This window comes from Pantoea sp. X-Soil-ISGK-421 (genome assembly GCF_059730785.1).
The window spans coordinates 1,055,208-1,075,877 of sequence record NZ_AP035979.1 but is presented as its reverse complement, the minus strand read 5'-3'; the positions used below and the strand labels follow the sequence as shown (position 1 = coordinate 1,075,877).

The 20,670-nt window shown below is 54.1% G+C and carries 24 protein-coding genes, 1 other RNA gene and 1 other annotated feature; of the genes, 12 read left to right on the top strand and 13 right to left on the bottom strand.

From position 1 onward, the window contains the following. Window positions 1-18: 18 nt before the first annotated feature. From htpG to AC6I8K_RS04845, 6 genes are all read right to left on the bottom strand, one after another. Window positions 19-1,893 (bottom strand): molecular chaperone HtpG, encoded by a 1,875-nt coding sequence (htpG, locus tag AC6I8K_RS04870; RefSeq protein WP_483816931.1) that lies wholly within the window; start codon window positions 1,891-1,893, stop codon window positions 19-21. Window positions 1,894-1,995: 102 nt separating this feature from the next. Then, a complete protein-coding gene (recR, locus tag AC6I8K_RS04865; RefSeq protein ID WP_064740479.1) occupies window positions 1,996-2,601 on the bottom strand; it encodes a recombination mediator RecR in 606 nt (201 codons plus the stop codon). Then, window positions 2,601-2,930 carry a YbaB/EbfC family nucleoid-associated protein gene (locus tag AC6I8K_RS04860; RefSeq protein WP_007886899.1) on the bottom strand — a complete coding sequence of 110 codons (330 nt, stop codon included), beginning with the start codon at window positions 2,928-2,930 and terminating at the stop codon, window positions 2,601-2,603. Before AC6I8K_RS04860 ends, recR begins: the two co-directional genes overlap by 1 nt. A 50-nt stretch (window positions 2,931-2,980) precedes the next feature. Further along, a complete protein-coding gene (dnaX, locus tag AC6I8K_RS04855; RefSeq protein WP_497826302.1) occupies window positions 2,981-4,960 on the bottom strand; it encodes a DNA polymerase III subunit gamma/tau in 1,980 nt (659 codons plus the stop codon). Next, window positions 3,578-3,639 (bottom strand) — a sequence feature (DnaX frameshifting element). Its footprint overlaps the gene before it by 62 nt. A 151-nt stretch (window positions 4,961-5,111) precedes the next feature. Beyond that, a complete protein-coding gene (gene apt, locus AC6I8K_RS04850) occupies window positions 5,112-5,663 on the bottom strand; it encodes an adenine phosphoribosyltransferase (RefSeq protein ID WP_008103878.1) in 552 nt (183 codons plus the stop codon). A gap of 149 nt (window positions 5,664-5,812) precedes the next feature. Then, window positions 5,813-6,196 (bottom strand): DUF454 family protein, encoded by a 384-nt coding sequence (locus tag AC6I8K_RS04845; protein WP_483816929.1) that lies wholly within the window; start codon window positions 6,194-6,196, stop codon window positions 5,813-5,815. Window positions 6,197-6,253: 57 nt separating this feature from the next. On the opposite strand from AC6I8K_RS04845, the gene priC reads away from it, so the two are divergent. The 3 genes from priC to rsmS are packed head-to-tail and all read left to right on the top strand — an operon-like array spanning window position 6,254 to window position 7,228. Then, window positions 6,254-6,766, top strand: a complete 513-nt coding sequence (gene priC, locus AC6I8K_RS04840; protein ID WP_064740476.1) for a primosomal replication protein PriC — start codon at window positions 6,254-6,256, stop codon at window positions 6,764-6,766. Window positions 6,767-6,818: 52 nt separating this feature from the next. Beyond that, a complete protein-coding gene (locus AC6I8K_RS04835) occupies window positions 6,819-7,064 on the top strand; it encodes a GlsB/YeaQ/YmgE family stress response membrane protein (RefSeq protein ID WP_483816928.1) in 246 nt (81 codons plus the stop codon). 8 nt (window positions 7,065-7,072) lie between these two features. After that, entirely contained in the window at window positions 7,073-7,228 is a 156-nt protein-coding gene (gene rsmS, locus AC6I8K_RS04830) for a pleiotropic regulatory protein RsmS (protein ID WP_073991695.1), read from the top strand. Here rsmS and acrR read toward each other — a convergent pair. Next, window positions 7,225-7,866, bottom strand: coding sequence for a multidrug efflux transporter transcriptional repressor AcrR (gene acrR / locus AC6I8K_RS04825; protein ID WP_064740474.1), 642 nt, complete (start codon window positions 7,864-7,866; stop codon window positions 7,225-7,227). The genes rsmS and acrR overlap by 4 nt on opposite strands. 142 nt (window positions 7,867-8,008) lie before the next feature. Between acrR and AC6I8K_RS04820 the strand changes: the two genes are divergently transcribed. The 4 genes from AC6I8K_RS04820 to ykgO all read left to right on the top strand — a co-directional run bounded on the left by AC6I8K_RS04820 (window position 8,009) and on the right by ykgO (window position 12,928). Next, window positions 8,009-9,199, top strand: a complete 1,191-nt coding sequence (locus tag AC6I8K_RS04820; RefSeq protein ID WP_064740473.1) for an efflux RND transporter periplasmic adaptor subunit — start codon at window positions 8,009-8,011, stop codon at window positions 9,197-9,199. A 17-nt stretch (window positions 9,200-9,216) separates the two neighbouring features. Then, entirely contained in the window at window positions 9,217-12,366 is a 3,150-nt protein-coding gene (locus AC6I8K_RS04815; protein WP_497826301.1) for an efflux RND transporter permease subunit, read from the top strand. A 148-nt stretch (window positions 12,367-12,514) separates the two neighbouring features. Then, complete coding sequence (locus AC6I8K_RS04810; protein ID WP_064740471.1) at window positions 12,515-12,772, top strand: type B 50S ribosomal protein L31; 258 nt, start codon at window positions 12,515-12,517, stop codon at window positions 12,770-12,772. 15 nt (window positions 12,773-12,787) lie between these two features. Further along, window positions 12,788-12,928, top strand: a complete 141-nt coding sequence (gene ykgO, locus AC6I8K_RS04805) for a type B 50S ribosomal protein L36 (protein ID WP_008103894.1) — start codon at window positions 12,788-12,790, stop codon at window positions 12,926-12,928. 44 nt (window positions 12,929-12,972) lie between these two features. Here the strand turns inward: ykgO and AC6I8K_RS04800 are convergent, their stop codons facing one another. Genes AC6I8K_RS04800 through AC6I8K_RS04790 form a run of 3 tightly spaced genes read right to left on the bottom strand, consistent with a single transcriptional unit; the run spans window position 12,973 to window position 15,366 of the window. After that, complete coding sequence (locus tag AC6I8K_RS04800) at window positions 12,973-13,851, bottom strand: metal ABC transporter substrate-binding protein (RefSeq protein ID WP_483816926.1); 879 nt, start codon at window positions 13,849-13,851, stop codon at window positions 12,973-12,975. A 25-nt stretch (window positions 13,852-13,876) separates the two neighbouring features. Further along, window positions 13,877-14,713, bottom strand: a complete 837-nt coding sequence (locus AC6I8K_RS04795) for a metal ABC transporter permease (protein ID WP_483816925.1) — start codon at window positions 14,711-14,713, stop codon at window positions 13,877-13,879. Then, window positions 14,710-15,366: a metal ABC transporter ATP-binding protein gene (locus AC6I8K_RS04790; RefSeq protein ID WP_064741190.1), complete on the bottom strand. Its 657-nt coding sequence runs from the start codon at window positions 15,364-15,366 to the stop codon at window positions 14,710-14,712. The genes AC6I8K_RS04795 and AC6I8K_RS04790 overlap by 4 nt, the downstream gene beginning before the upstream one ends. 340 nt (window positions 15,367-15,706) lie before the next feature. Between AC6I8K_RS04790 and AC6I8K_RS04785 the strand changes: the two genes are divergently transcribed. The 3 genes from AC6I8K_RS04785 to hha all read left to right on the top strand — a co-directional run bounded on the left by AC6I8K_RS04785 (window position 15,707) and on the right by hha (window position 16,827). Further along, entirely contained in the window at window positions 15,707-16,060 is a 354-nt protein-coding gene (locus AC6I8K_RS04785) for a hypothetical protein (RefSeq protein ID WP_497826300.1), read from the top strand. Between the two features lie 146 nt (window positions 16,061-16,206). Then, the gene (tomB, locus tag AC6I8K_RS04780; protein ID WP_064740467.1) at window positions 16,207-16,584 is read left to right on the top strand and encodes an Hha toxicity modulator TomB; all 378 of its coding nucleotides are present in this window, start codon (window positions 16,207-16,209) and stop codon (window positions 16,582-16,584) included. 24 nt (window positions 16,585-16,608) lie between these two features. Next, window positions 16,609-16,827, top strand: coding sequence for a hemolysin expression-modulating protein Hha (hha, locus tag AC6I8K_RS04775; RefSeq protein ID WP_007886938.1), 219 nt, complete (start codon window positions 16,609-16,611; stop codon window positions 16,825-16,827). 129 nt (window positions 16,828-16,956) lie between these two features. Here hha and ffs read toward each other — a convergent pair. Further along, an RNA gene (gene ffs / locus AC6I8K_RS04770) (signal recognition particle sRNA small type) lies at window positions 16,957-17,053 on the bottom strand. A 177-nt stretch (window positions 17,054-17,230) separates the two neighbouring features. Between ffs and AC6I8K_RS04765 the strand changes: the two genes are divergently transcribed. Further along, window positions 17,231-17,542 (top strand): MGMT family protein, encoded by a 312-nt coding sequence (locus AC6I8K_RS04765; protein ID WP_064740466.1) that lies wholly within the window; start codon window positions 17,231-17,233, stop codon window positions 17,540-17,542. Window positions 17,543-17,705: 163 nt separating this feature from the next. Here the strand turns inward: AC6I8K_RS04765 and AC6I8K_RS04760 are convergent, their stop codons facing one another. Next, on the bottom strand, window positions 17,706-18,263 hold the full coding sequence (locus AC6I8K_RS04760) for a YbaY family lipoprotein (RefSeq protein ID WP_497826299.1): 558 nt from the start codon (window positions 18,261-18,263) through the stop codon (window positions 17,706-17,708). A 156-nt stretch (window positions 18,264-18,419) separates the two neighbouring features. On the opposite strand from AC6I8K_RS04760, the gene tesB reads away from it, so the two are divergent. Next, window positions 18,420-19,283: an acyl-CoA thioesterase II gene (gene tesB / locus AC6I8K_RS04755; protein WP_064740464.1), complete on the top strand. Its 864-nt coding sequence runs from the start codon at window positions 18,420-18,422 to the stop codon at window positions 19,281-19,283. 72 nt (window positions 19,284-19,355) lie between these two features. On the opposite strand, the gene amtB is transcribed toward tesB, so the two are convergent. Further along, window positions 19,356-20,645: an ammonium transporter AmtB gene (amtB, locus tag AC6I8K_RS04750; protein WP_064740463.1), complete on the bottom strand. Its 1,290-nt coding sequence runs from the start codon at window positions 20,643-20,645 to the stop codon at window positions 19,356-19,358. Window positions 20,646-20,670: the final 25 nt, after the last annotated feature.

Sequence of the window (20,670 nt, the reverse complement as noted above, 5' to 3'; positions counted from 1 at the left end):
CTTCGAGTTTGGCGCGGTTTATGCCGTCAGCAGCTGGTTCATGCGACGGATAAACTGGTTCGGATCGTCGAGCGTACCGCGCTCGGCCAGCAACGCCTGATCAAGCAGCAGCTCCACCCATTCGGCAAAGTGCGTTTCATCCTGCGTATCGGCCACGCGTTTCACCAGCGTATGATCCGGGTTGATTTCGAAGATGTACTTCACCTCCGGCACGTCCTGACCGGCCGCAGCAAACAATTTCGCCATCTGCGTAGTCATTTCGTTGGCATCGGTGGTAACGATCGCTGGCGTGTCGGTGAGACGATGCGTCAGACGCACCTCTTTGACGCGCTCGCCCAGCAGGGATTTCACGCGCTCAACGAACGGCTCCAGCGCTTTCTCCGCTTCTTTCTGCTCGTCGGTCTCTTCGTCGGCCAGTTTGCTCAGCGAATCATCCGCTTTGCTCACTGACTGGAAGGTTTTGCCGTCGAACTCGGTGAGGTAGCTCATCATCCATTCGTCGATGCGATCGGAGAGCAGCAGCACCTCGATGCCTTTTTTGCGGAACAGTTCCAGATGCGGGCTGCTCTTCGCGGCGGCATAGCTGTCGGCGGTGATGTAGTAAATCTTGTCCTGACCTTCCACCATACGGCTCAGGTAATCATCGAGCGAAATGGTCTGCTCGGCGCCTTCACTCTGCGTGGTGGCAAAGCGCAGCAGTTTGGCAATCGCCTGCTGGTTGGCGTTGTCTTCGGCTGGGCCTTCTTTCAGCACCAGGCCGAACTCTTTCCAGAACTGCTGATATTTCTCTGCATCGTCTTTCGCCAGTTTTTCCAGCATCTGCAGGCTGCGCTTGGTCAGTGCGGCACGCAGGCTTTGAGTAACACGGCTGTCCTGCAGGATTTCACGCGACACATTCAGCGGCAGGTCGTTGGAATCAATCAGGCCACGCACGAAGCGCAGATAGTTCGGCATAAACTGCTCGGCGTCGTCCATGATGAACACGCGTTGCACGTAGAGTTTCAGACCGTGCTTGCTGTCGCGGTTCCACATGTCGAACGGCGCACGCGCCGGAATGTACAGCAGGCTGGTGTACTCCTGCTTGCCTTCCACGCGGTTGTGGCTCCAGATCGCCGGATCGCTAAAATCATGGGCGATATGTTTGTAGAACTCGTTATATTCGTCGTCGCTGATCTCAGACTTGTTGCGGGTCCACAGCGCCTGGGCTTTGTTGATCTTTTCCCAGCTGCTTTCACCGCTCTCTTCGTCTTTGGTTTCAATCTCAACCGGCAGCGCGATGTGATCGGAGTACTTACTGATCACGTTACGCACACGCCACGCATCGAGGAAATCGTCTTCGCCTTCACGGAAGTGCAGCGTGATTTCGGTACCGCGATCGGCCTTCTCAATCTCCGCCAGCGTGTACTCGCCTTCACCGGCTGATTCCCAGAACACCGCTTCATCGGCTTTGGCGCCGGCAGCGCGGGTGCGCACGGTGACTTTATCCGCCACGATGAAAGCGGAGTAGAAGCCAACGCCGAACTGGCCGATCAGCTGGCTGTCTTTTGCCTGGTCGGAACCCATGGATTCGAGGAAAGATTTGGTGCCGGACTTGGCGATGGTGCCGAGGTTCTCAATCACCTCATCACGACGCATACCGATGCCGTTGTCGCTGAGGGTCAGCGTGCGGTTTTCCGGGTTGACCGAGATGCGTACACGCAGGTCGCCGTCGCCTTCGTACAGATCGGGCGTCGACAGCGCGCGGAAGCGCAGTTTGTCGGCGGCATCTGAAGCGTTGGAAATCAGCTCGCGCAGGAAAATCTCTTTATTTGAATAGAGTGAATGGATCATCAGGTGCAGAAGTTGTTTTACCTCTGACTGGAAGCCACGCGTCTCTTGTCCTTTCATGGTCATTGCTACCTCAACTGAATCGGGGTTGTTGATGATACGTTGAGAGAGAAATGGGGATGAAGCAGAGGATTTCAAGCCGATGTCCGCGAAGACATCGGCAAGTGATTAGAATTTAATCTTGTGGCGTCCGGCGAGCGAGTGCGACAGCGTGGTGCCATCGACCATCTCCAGCTCACCGCCAACCGGTACACCGTGCGCAATGCGGCTAGCATCAACGCCATATTGCCCGCACAGTTCGCCGATATAGTTGGCCGTGGCTTCCCCTTCCACCGTGGGATTGGTGGCGAGGATCACTTCGGTTAACGTTTCGCGCTCCAGACGCTGCTCCAGCCGATCCAACCCGATATCCTGCGGACCAATGCCATCCAGCGGAGACAAATGGCCCATTAGCACAAAGTAGCGGCCGCCAAACTGGCCGGTCTGCTCAATGGCGTGGATATCAGCCGGGCTCTCCACCACGCAAATCTGGCCGTTTTGTTGACGGCGCGGATTGGCGCAGATGGTGCAGATTTCCTGCTCGGTGAAGGTACGGCAATCGGCGCAGTGGCCGATTTCCGACATGGCGCGGGTCAAAGCCTGTGCCAGACGCATGCCACCGCTACGATCGCGCTGCAACAGCTGAAAAGCCATGCGCTGCGCCGACTTTGGGCCAACGCCCGGCAGACAGCGCAACGACTCCATCAAAGATTCAAGCAGTGGACTGGTTTGCATCAGAACGGCATCTTGAAGCCAGGTGGCAGCTGCATACCGTTCGATACGGAAGCCATCTTCTCTTTCTGCGTTTCGTCAATACGACGTGCCGCATCGTTGAAGGCCGCAGCGATCAGATCTTCCAGCATATCTTTGTCATCTTCCAGCAAGCTAGGATCGACTTCGACACGACGGCAGTTGTGCGCACCGTTGATGGTTACTTTAACCAAGCCAGCGCCTGATTCACCGGTCACTTCGATCGCGGCGATCTCTTCCTGAACTTTGGCCATTTTGTCTTGCATCTGCTGGGCCTGTTTCATCAGGTTGCCCAATCCGCCTTTACCAAACATAGTTTTCTCTCTCTGCTGGGGCTGCGCGCAGTTGACGCGCGGCAGCATGTTCACACCGGTCGAATACTCTCTTCATCCAAATCGGCATCGAAGAATCGACGCAATGTCTGAATATGGGTATCGCTTTCGATCGACTGCCGCGCTTGCGACAGCTTCTCTTCATAAATGGCCTGACGCCACTCCAGTGGCGTCAATACCGTAGGATTATCGTCTTCAATAATGGTCAATTCAACCGGCTGACCGGCAGACTGACTCAGCGCTTCCGTCAGCGCCTGCTTCGCAGAGGCAGAATTGAGGTGGCGCTGACTGCTGCGCAAATGCAGCGTAATGCCGGTTTCGCCCACCTCTTTCCACGCATTAAGCGCCACCTGCTGCACCAGTTTCGGCAGCGTCAGCGCCGCGATTTCTGCGGCCCATGCATCGCGCTGCTGCGCCTCTTCCGCCAGACGCAGCGCCAGCTCAGGCGTTTTCTCATGCTCCAGCGCGGAACGCAAGGCTTTTGGCGTCGCCACCGGTTCCGCTTTAACCTCAACCGGCAGCTGGGTTTTCCAGCGATAGGCTTCCGGTTTTGCCGGTGCTTTTACCGCGGGTTCAGACGCACGCTGCTGCACACGTTCTGTGACGCTAGCGAGACGTTCCAGCGCCGGATTCGCCGGCCGCGCGGAACGCGCTGCCGGCTCACTCTTTTTTGCTTTGCCGGCTCCCTGACGCAGCAACTGCGTTCGCGCCTGTAATAACTGGCTGGTGGAATCGGGTAACGCATCGGGCGCGGGTTGCATGTCAGGATAATCATCTGACATGGGCGGCGCGTCGTTGACTGGCGGCGCCATTTGCGGCTGCGCAGCAGGCGCAGGCGCGGCTTTCGGCATTGTTTGTGGTGCCGCGACTGGCGGAGCGGCTTGTGGCGTCAACGTTGGACGCGCCACCGACTCTGCAATCGCCGCCTGCGGATGGAACGCCAGCGCGCGCAGCAAAGTCATTTCCACGCCAAGGCGACGATCCGGTGCCAGCGGCAGATCTTTACGTCCCATCAACAACGTTTGGTAATAGAGTTGCACGTCGGCCGGTGGCAGCACGCGCGCTAATTCGCGCAGACGATCGGCCTGGCTGAGATCGTCCTCGCTGAGCGAGCTCGGCAACAACTGCACCATCGCAATGCGGTGCAGTAAACGCAGCATCTCTACCAGCAACGCTTCCCACTCAACACCACGCGATGCGGCCTGATTCAGCAGCGCCATCACCTGTTCGCCCTGCCCCTCCACCAGCGCCTCAATCAATGCCAGCGGCTGTTCATCGTCAAGCGTGCCGAGCATTTGCGCCACGGTGTCACGCGTGACGCTGCCCTGCCCCATGGCAATGGCCTGGTCGGTCAGACTGAGCGCATCACGCATACTGCCATCCGCGGCGCGCGCCAGCAGATGCAGCGCACGCGGTTCAGCGGCAATTTGCTCCTGCAGCAAAACATGCGCCAGCTGCTGCTGAATTTGCTCAACGTCGAGCGCTTTGAGATGGAATTGCAGACAACGTGACAGGATCGTCACCGGCAACTTCTGCGGATCGGTGGTCGCCAGCAGGAATTTAACGTGTGATGGCGGCTCTTCCAGCGTTTTTAGCAGCGCATTAAAGCTATGGCGCGACAGCATGTGCACTTCATCGATCAGATAGACCTTGAAGCGACCGCGCGCCGGCGCGTATTGCACGTTATCGAGCAGATCGCGCGTATCTTCAACTTTGGTGCGTGATGCAGCATCGATCTCAATCAGATCGACAAAGCGACCTTGCTCAATTTCGCGGCAGTTATCACATTGCCCACAAGGCGTCGAAGTGATACCGGTTTCACAGTTAAGGCCCTTCGCCAGCAGACGGGCGATCGAGGTTTTCCCAACGCCGCGGGTGCCGGAAAAGAGATAAGCATGATGGATTCGTCCCAGTGACAATCCGTTGGCCAGCGCAGTCAGCACATGTTCCTGACCGACTACGTCAGCGAAGGCCTGGGGACGCCATTTTCGCGCAAGTACCTGATAGCTCATGTGGATTCAATCACTGGAATTTAGGGAGAAGGGAGAAAATGCAGCTTCGCAAACCCTGTTTATTTTGGCAGTAGTTTAACAGCCACAAGCGGATCAGCAACCACTAACTTTGCAGAGGTGGCGCCCCGCCGTACAGCGGAGCGCACAGGCCTTAGTGGCCGGGGAAATTCACCAGGCTGAAGCACTCAACGCCCATGGCAGTCAGGCGGGCTTCACCGGTCAGGTCAAACAGATTAATCACGAATGCGGCGTCTTTGACCTCACCCCCGGCACGGCGGATCAGTTTCACGGTCGCTTCCAGCGTGCCGCCGGTTGCCAGCAGATCGTCCACCACCAACACTACATCGCCCGGCTTGATGGCATCTTTATGCAATTCCAGGGCATCGGTGCCGTATTCCAGCTCATAGCTTTCGCTGAAGGTTTCACGCGGCAATTTGCCTGGCTTACGAACCGGCACAAAACCCACGCCTAAACCCAACGCGACGGGCGCACCAAACAGGAAGCCGCGCGCTTCCGTTCCCACCACCTTGGTGATGCCTTTGTTACGATAACGCTCAACCAGAATGGCGATCGACGCGGCATATGCCTGCGGATCTTCCATCAGACTGGTGACGTCACGGAACAGAATGCCCGGCTTCGGATAGTCAGGAATGCTTTTAATGCTGTTTTTGATGAGTTCAAGCTGCTGCGCAGTTGCGGTCATAAATGTTACGCCTGGAGAAAATATCTAATACGCGCAGCTTCTCTAGCGCCAAACCCCGGAAACCGGGTTAAGCGAAGTCGTTTATAAGGGAAGCCACGCACGAAGATGCCCAAATCTATGCAAATACCCGGCTAAATGCAACCCTCGCGCTACTGTTGCGGTGGGTTGATGCTTTCTGCCACTACCGGAATACGCCACATAAAAAGCAGCAGCAGACACAGCATAACGCCTAACAGAATGCGCACCCACAGCAGATTCACCAGATAAAGGGAGATTGAAAAGGTAATCACAATCAGCAACATGGCGCGGCCTTTTGCGCCGGGCGGCATAGCACGATGCTGCTGCCAGTGGCGAATATAGCGGCCAAACGGCGATCGCCACAGCAGCCAGTGATGAAAACGCGGTGACGATCGGGCAAAACACCAGGCCGCCAGCAACACAAATGGCGTCGTAGGTAATAAAGGTAATACAATGCCCAGCGTACCTAGCACAATCGCCAGCCAGCCAAGGCTCAGTAATAAAATGCGCTGCATGCCCGATGCCTGAATGAGTCAAAACAGCGTTACGTTAACACAGTCGGAAACAGAGTGATGCCCCAACCGTCCGCACAGCAGCGTCTTCACGCCTTGTTAGATTTACTGCGCCAGCAAATTGCGCAGCAGCCGGATGGTGTCTGTCGCCAGCCCCGTTTTGATTCCCAACTGTTTCGCACCCGCGGTACGCGTCTGGCGGATTATCTGCACGAGTTGGAGGGCAACGTTACGCAATTAACTGCGGCCGACACCGATGTGGTGCGCCGCCAATGGCTGGCAGAGAAAGTGATGGATCAGATTGCCGCGTTGCAGCGTGAATGCCACAGTCAGCAACTGCGCGTGAAGCGCGAGCGTCCACGCATCGATGCACGCCAGACCAAACGTGAAGAGTATCAAGGCTTCGAACAGCGCTTACTGGCAATGATTCAGCAACGCGAGCAGCATCTGGCCCGCGCCGAAACCCTGAGCGTTCAGCAGCAGTTGATTCGCGAAGTTGATCAGTTGCAGGAGCGTCTGGCACGCTGCCGCGCCGCTATTTACAAACTCGAGTTGCCGTCTATGCCACGCTAAACGCGACGCTTTTTCCTCTATACTCGTTGCAGTGAGAAAAAGGAGAAAAAACATGACGCTGCTTTTTTGGATTGCGATTGGCTTAGTTGCAGGTTGGCTTAAGCGGGTGTTTTTTCCTGGCCGTCCGGGAGGATTTGTGCCGACGCTGATGCTGGCTGTGATTGGCGCGTTAATAGGCGGTTATATCGCCACCTACTTCACCACGGGCGATCTTGCCGCCTGGCATCCTGCCGGTTTCGCCACTGCACTGCTCGGCGCACTATTAATGCTGCTGGTTGCGGCGAAATTACGTATTTAGGAGAAATAATGTCACTGGACAGCGCGTCAGACGAAATCAAACTTGCCGTCGATTTGATTCAACTGCTTGAAGAGAATAATGTCCCCACCGCCACGGTACTGGCGGCGCTGGCGATCGTTCAGCGTGATTATCAACAAAAGAAAGCCGCGGAAGATGCAGCTTAACGTGGCCCGGTGGTGAGCGTTGGACTGAGGCGCAGCATATCAAGAAACGCATCCACCAGCTGCGGTGCATCAGCAGCCAAATCATAGGCCTGTGGATTGAATAACCAGTTTTCCATCATGCCGTTGATGTAGCCACACATCAGGCGCGCAGACTGGCGAGTGTTGATGTTGCTGGGCAATTGTCCCACCTCAATACACTCTTTAAGCACCACTTCAATGCGGTCGTAACACTCCAGCAGTAAGCTTTGACGCATATCCTGTAAGGTCGACATTTCACCAACAAACTCACATTTATGAAAGATAATCTCCATTAATGCGCGTCTTTGCGGATCCTTTGCTGTGGCGTCAAGGATATAGATCAACATTGAACGTACAACAGAAAGTGGATCGCCCGGGTATTTTGTCTGATACTCAAGTTCCACATCGTCCAGCCCAGCATCACAACGTAGCCAGATCTCCTGTAAGAGATCGGCTTTATTTTTGAAATGCCAGTAAATAGCCCCGCGCGTGACGCCGGCCGCTGATGCGATATCCGCCAGAGACGTGGCGGCCACACCGTGTTCGGAAAAGTGTGCTAGTGCGGCGTCAAGAATTTGATGCCGTGTTTCAAGAGCTTGCGCTTTGGTTTTTCGTGCCATGCTGGGCTTTTTTTACAAACTTGTAAGTTTACATACATTTGTGAATGTATGTACCATAGCACGACCCGTGTTTTAACGCAGCAATGGGTTTATCGGTTTGTGATCCATTGATCATTTGATATCGGACACTAGAGGTTTATTTATGAATAAAAACAGAGGATTAGCGCCTCTGGCGGCCGTCCTGATGCTTTCAGGCAGCTTTGTGTTAACAGGATGTGATGATAATAAATCCCAGCAAGCCGCCCAGCAGCAGCCCCCAGAAGTGGGTGTTGTGACGTTAAAAAACGAACCCTTGAAAATTACCACTGAGCTGCCGGGTCGTACCTCGGCTTTCCGCGTTGCGGAAGTGCGTCCTCAGGTGTCGGGGATTATTCTCAAGCGTAATTTTGTTGAAGGTAGTGATGTAAAAGCCGGTCAGTCGCTGTATCAGATCGATCCCGCCACTTATCAGGCGGCATACGACAGTGCCAAAGCCGATTTAGCTCAGGCTGAAGCCAATGCCCGCGTCGCGCAGTTAACCATTACTCGCTACAAGCCGCTGCTGGGTACGAAGTACATCAGTCAGCAGGACTATGACACCGCAGCAGGCACTGCAGCCCAAACCGCTGCCGCCGCACAAGCTGCGCGTGCCAACGTCGAAACCGCGCGCATCAATCTGGCGTATACCAAAGTGACGTCGCCGATCAGCGGTCGTATTGGTAAATCGTCGGTGACCGAAGGAGCACTGGTGTCCAATGGGCAAACCACCGCGCTCGCCACCGTGCAACAGCTCGATCCTATGTATGTCGATGTGACCCAATCCAGTGATGATTTCCTGCGTTTGCGCGCAGAGCTGGAGTCCGGTCAGCTGAAACAGAACGACGGTAAGGCCAACGTCACCCTGCTGATGCAAAACGGTAACGCATACCCGCAGACTGGCACATTGGAATTCTCTGATGTGAGCGTGGATGAAACCACAGGTTCGATCACGCTGCGCGCCATCTTCCCGAACCCGGACAATCGCCTGCTGCCAGGTATGTTTGTTCGCGCACGTCTGGATGAAGGCACCAACCCAACCGCACTGCTGGTACCGCAACAGGGCGTCACACGTACCCCAACCGGTCAGGCAACAGCGATGGTGGTGGGCGCGGATAACAAAGTGGAATCCCGTAATATCACCGCTAATCAGGCATTTGGTGACAAATGGCTGGTGACGGAAGGTCTGAAAGAAGGCGATCGGGTGATCACCACCGGTATCCAGCGTGCCAAACCCGGTGCGCAGGTGACGCCACAAGAAGTCTCCGACGATGCCAAAGCTGCGCCAGAATCACCGTCTGCTAAATCATCGTCATAAACAGGAGCCACTGATACATGGCTAAGTTCTTTATTGATCGCCCCATTTTTGCGTGGGTGCTCGCCATCATCATCATGTTGGCCGGTGTGCTATCGATTATCAGCCTGCCGATTGAGCAATATCCCAATGTTGCGCCGCCGGCGGTTGAGATCCAGGCCTCCTACCCGGGTGCTGATGCGAAAACGCTGCAAGATTCGGTGACGCAGGTCATCGAGCAAAACATGAACGGTATCGATGGACTGATGTATATGTCCTCGAGCAGTGACTCATCGGGTACGTTGACGCTGACACTGACCTTCCAATCCGGTACTGATGCCGATATTGCGCAGGTTCAGGTGCAGAACAAACTGCAGCTGGCCACGCCGTTATTGCCACAAGAAGTGCAGCAACAGGGGATTCAGGTTAAGAAATCTTCCAGTAGCTTCCTGATGGTGGCCGGTTTCGTCAGTGATGACGGCACCATGACGCAGAATGATATTTCTGACTATGTTGCTTCCAACATCAAAGATCCGGTCAGCCGTATGCCGGGTGTCGGTGATACGCAGGTGTTTGGTGCGCAATATGCGATGCGTATCTGGCTAGACCCACACAAGCTGAATAACTTCTCACTGACGCCAGTGGATGTGATCAGCGCGCTGAAAGTCCAGAACACCCAGATCGCCGCAGGCCAGTTGGGAGGTACGCCACCTGTACCGGGCCAGCAGCTGAACGCCTCGATCATTGCGCAAACCCGTCTGACATCAACAGACGAGTTCGGCAATATCTTGCTGAAAGTGAATCAGGATGGTTCGCAGGTGCGCTTGCGTGACGTGGCGAAGATCCAATTGGGTGGTGAAAACTACGAAATCATCGCGCGTTATAATGGCAAACCGGCTTCCGGTATCGGTATCAAACTCGCAACCGGCGCTAACGCACTGGATACTGCGGATGCCGTAAAAGCGGAGCTGGCAAAACTGCAGCCGTTCTTCCCGGAAGGCATGAAAACCGTTTATCCATACGACACCACGCCGTTCGTTAAAATCTCGATTTTCGAAGTGGTGAAAACGCTGTTCGAAGCGATCGTGCTGGTGTTCCTGGTGATGTACCTGTTCCTGCAAAACTTCCGTGCGACGTTGATTCCCACCATCGCCGTTCCCGTTGTTTTGCTCGGTACCTTTGCGGTTATCAGTGCTTTTGGTTACTCGATAAACACCCTAACGATGTTCGGGATGGTGCTCGCCATCGGCCTGCTGGTGGATGACGCCATCGTGGTGGTAGAGAACGTTGAACGTGTTATGGCCGAAGAGGGCTTACCGCCCAAGGAAGCCACTAAACGTTCAATGGAGCAGATTCAGGGTGCATTGGTGGGTATCGCGCTGGTGTTGTCAGCGGTATTTATTCCAATGGCATTCTTCGGCGGTTCAACCGGCGTAATCTATCGCCAGTTCTCGATCACCATCGTTTCCGCGATGGCGCTGTCGGTACTGGTGGCGTTGATTTTGACGCCAGCGCTGTGTGCCACCTTGCTGAAGCCAGTGGCAAAAGGCAACCACGGTAAAACCACCGGTTTCTTCGGCTGGTTTAACCGCATGTTCGATAAGAGCACCAACCACTATGTTGATAGTGTGGGTCATATCGTGCGTAGCACTGGTCGCTACCTGCTGATTTATCTGGTTATTGTTGTCGGCATGGCTTATCTGTTCATCAAACTGCCTACCTCGTTCCTGCCTGAAGAGGATCAGGGGCTGTTACTGGCGCAGGCGCAGCTGCCGGCCGGCGCAACCCAGGAACGCACCCAGAAGGTATTGGATCAGGTGACGGATTACTTCCTGACCAAAGAGAAAGACAGCGTGAATTCCGTGTTTACCGTTAACGGCTTCGGCTTCGCCGGACGTGGACAGAACACCGGTATCGCGTTCGTCAGCCTCAAGCCGTGGGATGAGCGTGGCGATGCCAACCTGAAGGTCCCTGCGATTGCCGGACGTGCCATGCAGGCGCTCGGTCAAATCAAAGATGCGATGGTGTTCCCGTTCAACTTACCCGCAATTATCGAACTGGGTAATGCTACCGGCTTCGACTTCATGCTGACCGATCAGGGCAACCTGGGTCACGAGAAGCTCACCGCCGCACGTAACCAGCTGTTTGGCATGATTGCCCAACATCCGGATACGCTGGTAGGCGTGCGTCCAAACGGTATGGAAGATACGCCGCAGTACAAACTGATCATCGATCAGGAAAAAGCGCAGGCATTGGGTGTGTCGCTGTCAGACATCAACACCACTCTGGCTTCAGCATGGGGCGGTTCTTACGTTAACGACTTCATTGACCGTGGTCGCGTGAAGAAAGTGTACGTAATGGGCAAGGCTGATTCACGTATGTTGCCGGACGATATCAGTAAGTGGTTCGTGCGCAACAGTGGCGGCACCATGGTTCCGTTCTCCGCCTTCTCTTCGGCGAAGTGGCAGTATGGTTCGCCGCGTCTGGAGCGTTATAACGGTCTGCCATCAATGGAGATTCTTGGCCAGGCTGCACCAGGCAAGAGTTCCGGTGATGCCATGAACCTGATGGAAGAGTTGGCCGGAAAACTGCCTGCGGGTATCGGTTACGACTGGACCGGCATGTCTTATCAGGAACGCTTGTCAGGTAACCAGGCACCGGCGCTGTATGCCATCTCGCTGATTGTCGTGTTCCTGTGTCTGGCCGCGCTGTATGAGAGCTGGTCAATTCCGTTCTCGGTCATGTTGGTGGTACCGCTGGGTGTTGTCGGTGCACTGCTCTTCACGACTTTACGCGGCTTGAGTAACGACGTTTACTTCGTGGTGGGCTTGTTGACCACCATAGGATTGTCGGCGAAGAACGCCATCCTGATCGTCGAATTCGCTAAGGATTTGATGGAGAAGGAAGGCAAAGGACTGGTGGAATCGACACTCGAAGCATCCCGTATGCGTCTACGTCCGATTCTGATGACCTCTCTCGCCTTCATCCTTGGTGTAATGCCGCTGGCGATCAGCACCGGTGCGGGTTCTGGCGCGCAAAACGCGGTAGGTACTGGCGTAATGGGCGGAATGGTAACAGCCACAGCGCTGGCTATCTTCTTCGTTCCGGTGTTCTTCGTGGTGGTACGTCGCCGCTTCAGTAAGAATAAGGGCGATATCGAGCAGAGTCATCCTGTCGAGCACAAACACTAAGTTTTACCCTTCCCTAAAAGGCCGCTGATGCGGCCTTTTTTATTCGCGCTTCCCTGCCCTAACAAACCCCTGCGTTTAACACGGTTGCAATCACACGTTTTCGGGCTCATAATATTGTTATAGTATAACATTACATAACGAGGTTATCATGAAACCGAATATTCATCCCCTTTATCGCCCTGTTGTGTTCCACGACACCTCGGCCAACGAGTACTTCAAAGTCGGTTCGACCATCAAAACCGAGCGCACCATTGAGTATCAAGGTGAAGTGCTGCCGTACATCACGCTGGATGTCTCCTCGAAATCCCATGTGTTCTACACCGGTAAGCAGAAAGATTTTGCCAAAGAAGGCAGCACCGCGCGCTTCAACCAGCGTTTCGGCAGCTTCCTGACGCGCAACAAGTAACGCGGGAGAACACGCATGCAGGTATTAAGTTCATTGCGGTCTGCGAAGACACGCCATAAAGATTGCAAAGTGGTGCGCCGTAAAGGTCGCATCTATGTCATTTGCAAAACTAATCCGCGCTTTAAGGCGGTTCAGGGAAGAAAGAAAAAAAGGTAGGAAAGTGTCGTGATAATTGGCCGGGATGCTCCCCGGCTTTTTTTTTACTTCATGCTCTGCAATATGGCGTCAACATTGTGTCTGAACGCTGCGACATAGGTCGCCGCTGGACCATTTGCTTCAGATAACGCTTCAGGGAAAAGTTCTCCCCCCGGCTGGGCGCCGGTTTCGCTGGCAATCTGTTTCACCAGGCGCGGATCGGTCTGGTTCTCCATGAAGTAGGTTTTAATGTGTTCGGCCTTCAACTGCGTAATGATCGACGCCACATCGCTGGCGCTGGCTTCCGCTTCAGTAGAGAAGCCAACCGGCGCAAGAAAACTAACGCCGTAGCGTTGGCCAAAGTAGCCAAAAGCATCATGGCTGGTCAGCACTTTTCGTTTATTCTTCGGCACTTCAGCAAACGCGTTTTTCGCCCAGCTATCCAGCTTCTGCAACTGCTGAATGTAACTTTCACCGCTTTTGCGAATCTCAGCCGCATCTTGTGGATCCGCCTTGATCAGCGCATTCATCACATTCGTGGCGTAAATCACACCGTTTTGCATGCTGTTCCACGCGTGAGGATCGGTAACCGTTTTACCGTCCTCTTCCATTTTGCGCGTGTTCACCCCGTTGGATGCCACCACAATTGTGCCTTTGTAGCCTGATGCGCTGATCAAGCGGTCCATCCATCCTTCCATCCCTAAACCGCTAACAAATACCACATCGGCCTTCGACAGCGCCTGACTATCCTGCGGTGTAGGCTCGAAGGTGTGCGGATCGCCATTCGGGCCGACTAACGATTTTACAGTGACGTGATCGCCCCCCACCTGTTTAACGATATCCGCCAACACGGTAAAACTCGCGACAACATCAACACTTTTCGCTAGCGACAGCGGGCTGACCAGCATGGCACCCATTGCCAGACTCAGCGGTAACTTTTTCATTCATATCCCCTTATTGGTTTCGTTATCAACGGCGCAACAGGCCGCCACATGGTCCTGTCAAAACAGAAAGCAGAAACAGCACCGCAGCACTCAGCACCACCGCCGGTCCTGCCGGCAGTGAGAAATGCCACGAAAGAATCAGGCCGATAAACGCAGAGACGATCGCCAGCAGCATGGCAATACCGAGCATGCAAGCCAGATGGCGACTCCAGAAGCGAGCACTGGTGGCCGGCAGCATCATCAAACCCACCGACATCAGCGTGCCCAGCACCTGAAATCCAGCCACCAGATTAAGCACCACCAGCATCAGGAACAGGCCGTGCACCAGCGGGGCGCTCCATTTACCCTGCGCGCGCAGGAAATCGGGATCGAAAGCATCAATCACCAGCGGGCGAAAAATCACCGCCAGCAGCAGCAAGGTGAAAGCCGCAATGCCACCAACCAGCAGAATGGCCGCGTTATCTACCGCCAGCAGCGATCCGAATAACACGTGCAGCAGATCGACGCTGGAACCGCGCAGCGATACCAGCGTGACGCCAAGCGCCAGAGATCCGAGGTAGAAGCCAGAAAAACTGGCATCCTCTTTGAGCGGCGTATAACGGCTAACGGCACCCGAGAGCAGCGCCACTGCCAAACCGGCAATCAGGCCACCGATGCCCATTGCCACCAGCGATAATCCCGACACCAGATAACCAATAGCCGCGCCAGGTAAAACGGCATGTGATAACGCATCGCCAACCAAACTCATGCGGCGCAGCGAAAGGAAAATGCCCAGCGGTGTGGCGCTAATCGCTAATGCAACGCAGGCCACTAGTGCGCGGCGCATAAAACCAAATTCGATAAAAGGTTGGATTAAGGTCACGATGCTACCCTGCGCAGCTGGGGTGTGAGTGCGGAGGCAGCGTTATCAAGTGACAACACATCCTGGAAATAACGCGCCACCAGCGGACGATCGTGCAACACCACCAATAATGTGGTGCCCGCCTGCTGCTGCTGCTCGAGGATCGACATCAATAGAGTGACGGTTTGCGTGTCGATGCCGTTGAAGGGTTCATCCAGTAGCCAGAGCTGACTGCGCTGCAGCATTAAGCGCGCGAACAGCACGCGCTGTAGCTGCCCACCGGATAAGGTTGATGGCTGAGCATCGGCAAACTCACGCATCTGCACCGCATCCAGCGCGGCATCGATTTCCAGGCGCAAGCCTCTATTAATGCCACCAAACCAGCCGCAGCGTGGCCAACAGCCCATCGCCACCAGCTCATAGGCAGTTAGAGGGAAGCGAGTTTCAAGTTCGGTGCGTTGCGGTAACCAACCCAGCGCTTTGCGTGGGATCTGTAATTCGCAGTTGCCGGAAATCGGCGGCAGTAAGCCGGCGATGGTTTTCAATAAGGTCGATTTGCCCGTGCCGTTTGCGCCAATTAGCGCAGTCATGCTGCCCGATGCCAACTCACCGTCGACAACTGGCGTCACTGCGCGGCCTTGGTAACCTGCTTGTAAGCGGTTGAAACGCATCATTTCTGCATTCCCCACCATAAGGCTAACGCCAGAAAGGCGATCAGCGCCAGCATCACTAGCAAACGGCCGCCAAGGGACAGAAGTAAACCGCTGTGATTCATATTCAACAACCAATAATGTTATAACATAACAATTATGATAGCCGATTATGGCTCCTTTGAGCCCGGGCAAAAGTGTTTCAAAAGTTGATCGTTCACGAAGATATCCGCTGTAATTTACCCTTTATGCATGATTGAGTTATGAAACCCATCACAACGATTACTCTTTCTGTTTATTAGCGACTTGCAATGTCGTGCGATAAGCTCAATGATAGAAACATCATTCTTTTACTGGATACAAAATGCCGTCTATTATTCATTGTGATATTGCTGTGGATGAGGACGATTGCGAAAAGTTGCTAAGAATTATCCAGGGGAATATTCTCAAAATAGCCGAGGCATTAGCCGGCGATTTACAGTGGTATTCTCAAAACGCGCAATTAGTTCCCGATAGCGTTAAGATTATTTCTATTCATCCAACCGACAACAATCGATTTAAAATGCTTTACGATTTCCGCTGGAATTTATTTAATCCTTGCCTGGATATAAATGAAACATCTCATCGTCGTGAAGAAGTGTTTTTTCAGGTAAAGCCCGGCGCACTGGTGTTTGACGTGATTGACAATGCGCGCCCCTCTCCTGCCGATGAATTGTAATATTTGGTAATTGAGGTGAGCAAAGCTAATGATTGTGGATTACATTTAAGGAGTCGCTGAATTCATTTTATTCGAGATCGCTTCCTGGTAGCTTTTCCTAATCTCGCCGCGCTGCGGTAACTGTGCTAGCTATGGAGGGGAAAAAGATGGACGAATACTCACCGAAACGGCATGATATTGCCCAGCTTAAATACCTGTGTGAGAACTTGTTTGACGAAAGTATGGCGACAATGACTGATAGCCATCACGGCTGGGTTAATGATCCTACTTCTGAAAGCAATTTACAGCTCAACGATTTGATTGAGCATATCGCTTCTTTCACGATGAATTACAAAATTAAGCACGTTGAAGATGAAGCCCTGATAACGCAAATCGATGAATATCTTGATGATACCTTTATGCTGTTCAGCAGCTATGGAATCAATACTCAGGATCTACAACGATGGCAGCGTTCAGCAAAACGCTTATTTAATCTGTTTGCCGAAGAGTGCGCTTATCTCCAACAACCTAGCCATTCCTTTTAGCACCAGACTGAGACCGGTTTATTTATGAGCAACCAAGCCTTAACCAAAACAGATTATTTGATGCGACTGCGCCGCTGTCGCTCAATCGATACCCTTGAGCGGGTTATCGAAAAAAACAAGTATGAATTACCTGATAATGAACTCGCGGTATTCTATTCGGCAGCCGATCATCGTCTGGCTGAACTGACCATGAATAAGCTTTACGATAAAGTACCGGTTTCTGTCTGGAAGTTCGTCCGCTAAGTTTTTCCCCTAACAGCCGATCGGCAACATCATCGTATTAATCAAGGAATGAATCACAGGCAAAGGATTGCCAGATTTCTTTGTGCGTTAAATTCAGTGGGGTTTTAGGTAGGTAGAATTGGGTGGGGGCCCTGCCAGCTACATCCCGGCACACGCGTCGCCTGCTGCGGCTGCTTCCTTCCGGATCTGACCGAGTTCACAAGTTAGCATTGCGGGAGAACCAACAGGGCCCCCATTGACAAGCCCTCATTTCGAGAGCGCAGGCATTATCAAGTAACCCCCTGGCAATTGCAAGCGTAGTCCCGACAACCGTTGGTTTCTTGCTCAAGCACACAGCAAAGCGCTGCTGTCTACCCTTCTGCATGCTAAAGTTTGCCCTTTCCTCGATAAAAAAAGGCTGCGCATGAGCGAGCATAACAATTTCTCTGAGCGCGTCTGGCAGATTGTTGCGGCCATTCCGCCAGGAAAGGTCACCACCTACGGGGATGTTGCGCTGCTGGCAGGATCGCCGCGCGCAGCGCGTCAGGTCGGTGGCGTACTACGTCGTTTGCCGGAAGGCAGCAAACTGCCCTGGTTTCGCGTCATCAATCGCCATGGCCGCATTTCACTGCAAGGTGACGATCTGTTTCGTCAGCGTGATGCGCTGGAAGCGGAAGGGATTGAGGTGAGTGATGCTGGTGAGATCGCATTAGAAAAATATCGCTGGCAGATTTAGCGGTGCAAGAAAGATTAGCGGTGCAATATGTTGCACTCAAGCCCGCTGCCGTTCCGTAAAGCCGCTGTCTCATCCCTGATCGCTCGGCACACGCCATCCATGGCGTGTGACGCTTTACTCCACGGCAGCGGGCCTGAGCGCTTGGCTTATGCCGTCTGGAAGATTACAAACTCGTCGGTGCCGGCACAGACGCTGATGGCGTCACCTGCGTCGGTGAAGTCGACGGCACTGTGGTCGCCGCACCCGGCTGGGTTTGCATCGCAACATTCGTTACCGGTACCAGCAGCAGTTCAGCTTTGGTTCCGCCCTGATTGATCACCGGTTTCACCGTATCGGTAATAAATGCCAGCTTGCCATCAATCGAAATCGCTGCACTCAACAGGATGCGTGCGTTCGGCTGGATATCCGCTGGATTGAACGGCAAGACAAACTGGAACGGCGCCTGTTTACCTTCCGTACGCACCACACGCTGCGACAGCACTTTCGATGGTGCATCAGCCAGCGACGCATCCGACAGTGTCACGGTCAGCACTGAATCCGGTGGTAGCGCAATGCGCTGGCGGATATAGACTGAACCGCTGACATTCGGCTGCGCGATCGCGGTCTGCTGCCCTGCCACTGCCGAGCCAAGTGTAGGTGTGGCTACCGGCTTGCTGTGGTCCGCACAACCGGTAATCGCCGCAGCCAAGGTCATACCGCTAATTACTTGCCATAGTTTCATCGATGTCGTCTCCTTATGAACAGGCCTTAATTCTGGCACAAATATCGGCATTACGCCTGAAGCGGCCGCCAGTCCGCTGAAATCGCGGCAAAATCATTGACGGCAACTGGTCGGATCTTTCACACTGACGCGATAAGTCACGCTGAGGAATCCGCTATGAGCCAGGCACTGCATAACCTGCTTAATTTATTAAATCTCGAAAAACTGGAAGAAGGCCTGTTTCGTGGTCAGAGCGAAGATCTCGGTCTGCGCCAGGTGTTTGGTGGTCAGGTCGTCGGTCAGGCGCTGTATGCTGCAAAACAAACGGTGCCGGAAGAGCGCATCATCCACTCCTTCCACAGCTACTTTCTGCGTCCTGGCGACAGCCAAAAAGCCATCATCTATGATGTCGAAACGCTGCGTGACGGCAAAAGCTTCAGCGCACGCCGCGTCAGCGCGGTGCAGAATGGCCAGCCGATCTTTTATATGACGGCCTCATTCCAGGCACCTGAAAGCGGTTTTGAACATCAGAACAACATGCCGCAGGTGCCGGGCCCGGAAAATCTCCCCTCAGAACAGGATCTGGCGAAAAAGCTGGCCGCGCACTTGCCACTTAAGCTGAAAGAAAAGTTCCTCGCTGAGCGTCCATTGGATATTCGCCCGGTGCAGATTCATAACCCGCTGAAAGGCCACGTCGATGAACCTGTGCGTCAGGTATGGATTCGCGCCAACGGCGAACTGCCGGCCGATCGTCGCATCCATCAATACCTGCTCGGTTACGCCTCCGATCTCAACTTCCTGCCCGTCGCGCTGCAACCGCACGGTAAAGGCTTCCTTGAAGCTGATATGCAGGTTGCCACCATCGATCACTCAATGTGGTTCCATCGCCCGTTCGACTTGTCTGAATGGCTGCTTTACAGCGTAGTGAGCACCTCCGCATCCGGCGCGCGCGGTTTTGTGCGTGGTGAATTTTATACGCAGGAGGGTCGGCTGGTAGCCACCACGGTGCAGGAAGGCGTGATGCGTCAACGCGAGGCATAAAAAAAGGGGCGATATCATCGCCCCTTCTGTTTTTTTATAATTTTAGCGCACTGCTCTTCTTTAGCCCGGCTCTTACTGGTTGTAAGCGTTCTCGCCGTGGCTGTTTACATCCAGACCTTCACGTTCCTGATCTTCCGGAACACGCAGGCCGACAATCATATCCGCCAGTTTAAAGCCGATGAAGGCAACAACGGCAGTCCAGACGATAGTCACGCCCACGCTGAACAACTGAATCCACACCTGATGGCCCATGGTCACGCCTTCTGCGTAGCCTACACCGCCCAGTGAAGACGAAGCGAACACACCAGTCAGGATACAGCCGAGGATGCCACACACGCCATGGACACCAAACACGTCACATGGGTCATCAACGCGCAGCCATTTCTTCAGGGTTGTTACGCCCCACAGACCTGCTAAACCACCTGCCAGACCAATAATCAGCGCGCCACCGACACCAACATAACCACACGCTGGGGTAATCGCCACCAGACCGGCAATGAAGCCTGAGCATGCACCGAGCAGAGAAGGTTTGCCACGTACCGCCCACTCGCCAAACACCCACGACAGCACCGCACCTGCTGTGGCAACCACGGTATTCAGGAATGCCAGCGCAGCGATTTCGTTAGCCGAGGAAGCAGAACCGGCGTTGAAGCCGAACCAGCCCACATACAGAATCGCGGTACCGAGGAACACCATCGGCAGATTGTGTGGTTTGAAGGCTTCTTTGCCAAAACCCGCACGTTTGCCCACCAGGTAAGCACCCACCAGACCAGCAACCGCGGCGTTGATGTGAACTACAGTGCCGCCCGCGAAGTCGAGCGCGCCATCTTGCGCCAGCAAGCCACCTGCCCACACCATGTGTGCGATTGGCAGATAAGCCAGAGTCAGCCATACCACCACAAAAATCAGTACCGCAGAGAAGCGAATACGTTCCGCCAGCGCACCGACAATCAGGCCGACGGTAATACAGGCAAAGGAAGCCTGGAACGCAACGTGAATGTACTGATAGAAGCTGCCCATCAAGGCTTTCAGCTCAATATTTTTCAGCATCGCCCACTGGAAGCTACCGAAGAACGAGTTACCTTCACTGAACGCCAGCGAGTAACCGTAAATCACCCACAGCACGCACACCAGCGAGAAAGTCACCGCAACCTGGGTCAGCATGGACAGCACGTTCTTACCGCGGATTAAACCACCGTAGAACAGCGCAATGCCGGGAATAGACATAAACAGTACCAACGCGGTACAGATCATCATAAAGGCGTTATCGGCTTTATCCGCGACGGCAGGCGCTGCCGCCATCGCCAGAGACGGTAACAGCGCGAGGCTGGTGAGGCCCAACTTCGTTATCAGTTTATTCATTTCTTTCCATCCCATCACAATTCAG

Excerpts from the sequence above, each read along its gene's own strand:
- htpG (WP_483816931.1), bottom strand. The coding sequence starts at position 1,893 with ATGACCATGAAAGGACAAGAGACGCGTGGCTTCCAGTCAGAGGTAAAA.
- recR (WP_064740479.1), bottom strand. The coding sequence starts at position 2,601 with ATGCAAACCAGTCCACTGCTTGAATCTTTGATGGAGTCGTTGCGCTGT.
- AC6I8K_RS04860 (WP_007886899.1), bottom strand. The coding sequence starts at position 2,930 with ATGTTTGGTAAAGGCGGATTGGGCAACCTGATGAAACAGGCCCAGCAG.
- dnaX (WP_497826302.1), bottom strand. The coding sequence starts at position 4,960 with ATGAGCTATCAGGTACTTGCGCGAAAATGGCGTCCCCAGGCCTTCGCT.
- apt (WP_008103878.1), bottom strand. The coding sequence starts at position 5,663 with ATGACCGCAACTGCGCAGCAGCTTGAACTCATCAAAAACAGCATTAAA.
- AC6I8K_RS04845 (WP_483816929.1), bottom strand. The coding sequence starts at position 6,196 with ATGCAGCGCATTTTATTACTGAGCCTTGGCTGGCTGGCGATTGTGCTA.
- priC (WP_064740476.1), top strand. The coding sequence starts at position 6,254 with ATGCCCCAACCGTCCGCACAGCAGCGTCTTCACGCCTTGTTAGATTTA.
- AC6I8K_RS04835 (WP_483816928.1), top strand. The coding sequence starts at position 6,819 with ATGACGCTGCTTTTTTGGATTGCGATTGGCTTAGTTGCAGGTTGGCTT.
- rsmS (WP_073991695.1), top strand. The coding sequence starts at position 7,073 with ATGTCACTGGACAGCGCGTCAGACGAAATCAAACTTGCCGTCGATTTG.
- acrR (WP_064740474.1), bottom strand. The coding sequence starts at position 7,866 with ATGGCACGAAAAACCAAAGCGCAAGCTCTTGAAACACGGCATCAAATT.
- AC6I8K_RS04820 (WP_064740473.1), top strand. The coding sequence starts at position 8,009 with ATGAATAAAAACAGAGGATTAGCGCCTCTGGCGGCCGTCCTGATGCTT.
- AC6I8K_RS04815 (WP_497826301.1), top strand. The coding sequence starts at position 9,217 with ATGGCTAAGTTCTTTATTGATCGCCCCATTTTTGCGTGGGTGCTCGCC.
- AC6I8K_RS04810 (WP_064740471.1), top strand. The coding sequence starts at position 12,515 with ATGAAACCGAATATTCATCCCCTTTATCGCCCTGTTGTGTTCCACGAC.
- ykgO (WP_008103894.1), top strand. The coding sequence starts at position 12,788 with ATGCAGGTATTAAGTTCATTGCGGTCTGCGAAGACACGCCATAAAGAT.
- AC6I8K_RS04800 (WP_483816926.1), bottom strand. The coding sequence starts at position 13,851 with ATGAAAAAGTTACCGCTGAGTCTGGCAATGGGTGCCATGCTGGTCAGC.
- AC6I8K_RS04790 (WP_064741190.1), bottom strand. The coding sequence starts at position 15,366 with ATGATGCGTTTCAACCGCTTACAAGCAGGTTACCAAGGCCGCGCAGTG.
- AC6I8K_RS04785 (WP_497826300.1), top strand. The coding sequence starts at position 15,707 with ATGCCGTCTATTATTCATTGTGATATTGCTGTGGATGAGGACGATTGC.
- tomB (WP_064740467.1), top strand. The coding sequence starts at position 16,207 with ATGGACGAATACTCACCGAAACGGCATGATATTGCCCAGCTTAAATAC.
- hha (WP_007886938.1), top strand. The coding sequence starts at position 16,609 with ATGAGCAACCAAGCCTTAACCAAAACAGATTATTTGATGCGACTGCGC.
- AC6I8K_RS04765 (WP_064740466.1), top strand. The coding sequence starts at position 17,231 with ATGAGCGAGCATAACAATTTCTCTGAGCGCGTCTGGCAGATTGTTGCG.
- AC6I8K_RS04760 (WP_497826299.1), bottom strand. The coding sequence starts at position 18,263 with ATGAAACTATGGCAAGTAATTAGCGGTATGACCTTGGCTGCGGCGATT.
- tesB (WP_064740464.1), top strand. The coding sequence starts at position 18,420 with ATGAGCCAGGCACTGCATAACCTGCTTAATTTATTAAATCTCGAAAAA.
- amtB (WP_064740463.1), bottom strand. The coding sequence starts at position 20,645 with ATGAATAAACTGATAACGAAGTTGGGCCTCACCAGCCTCGCGCTGTTA.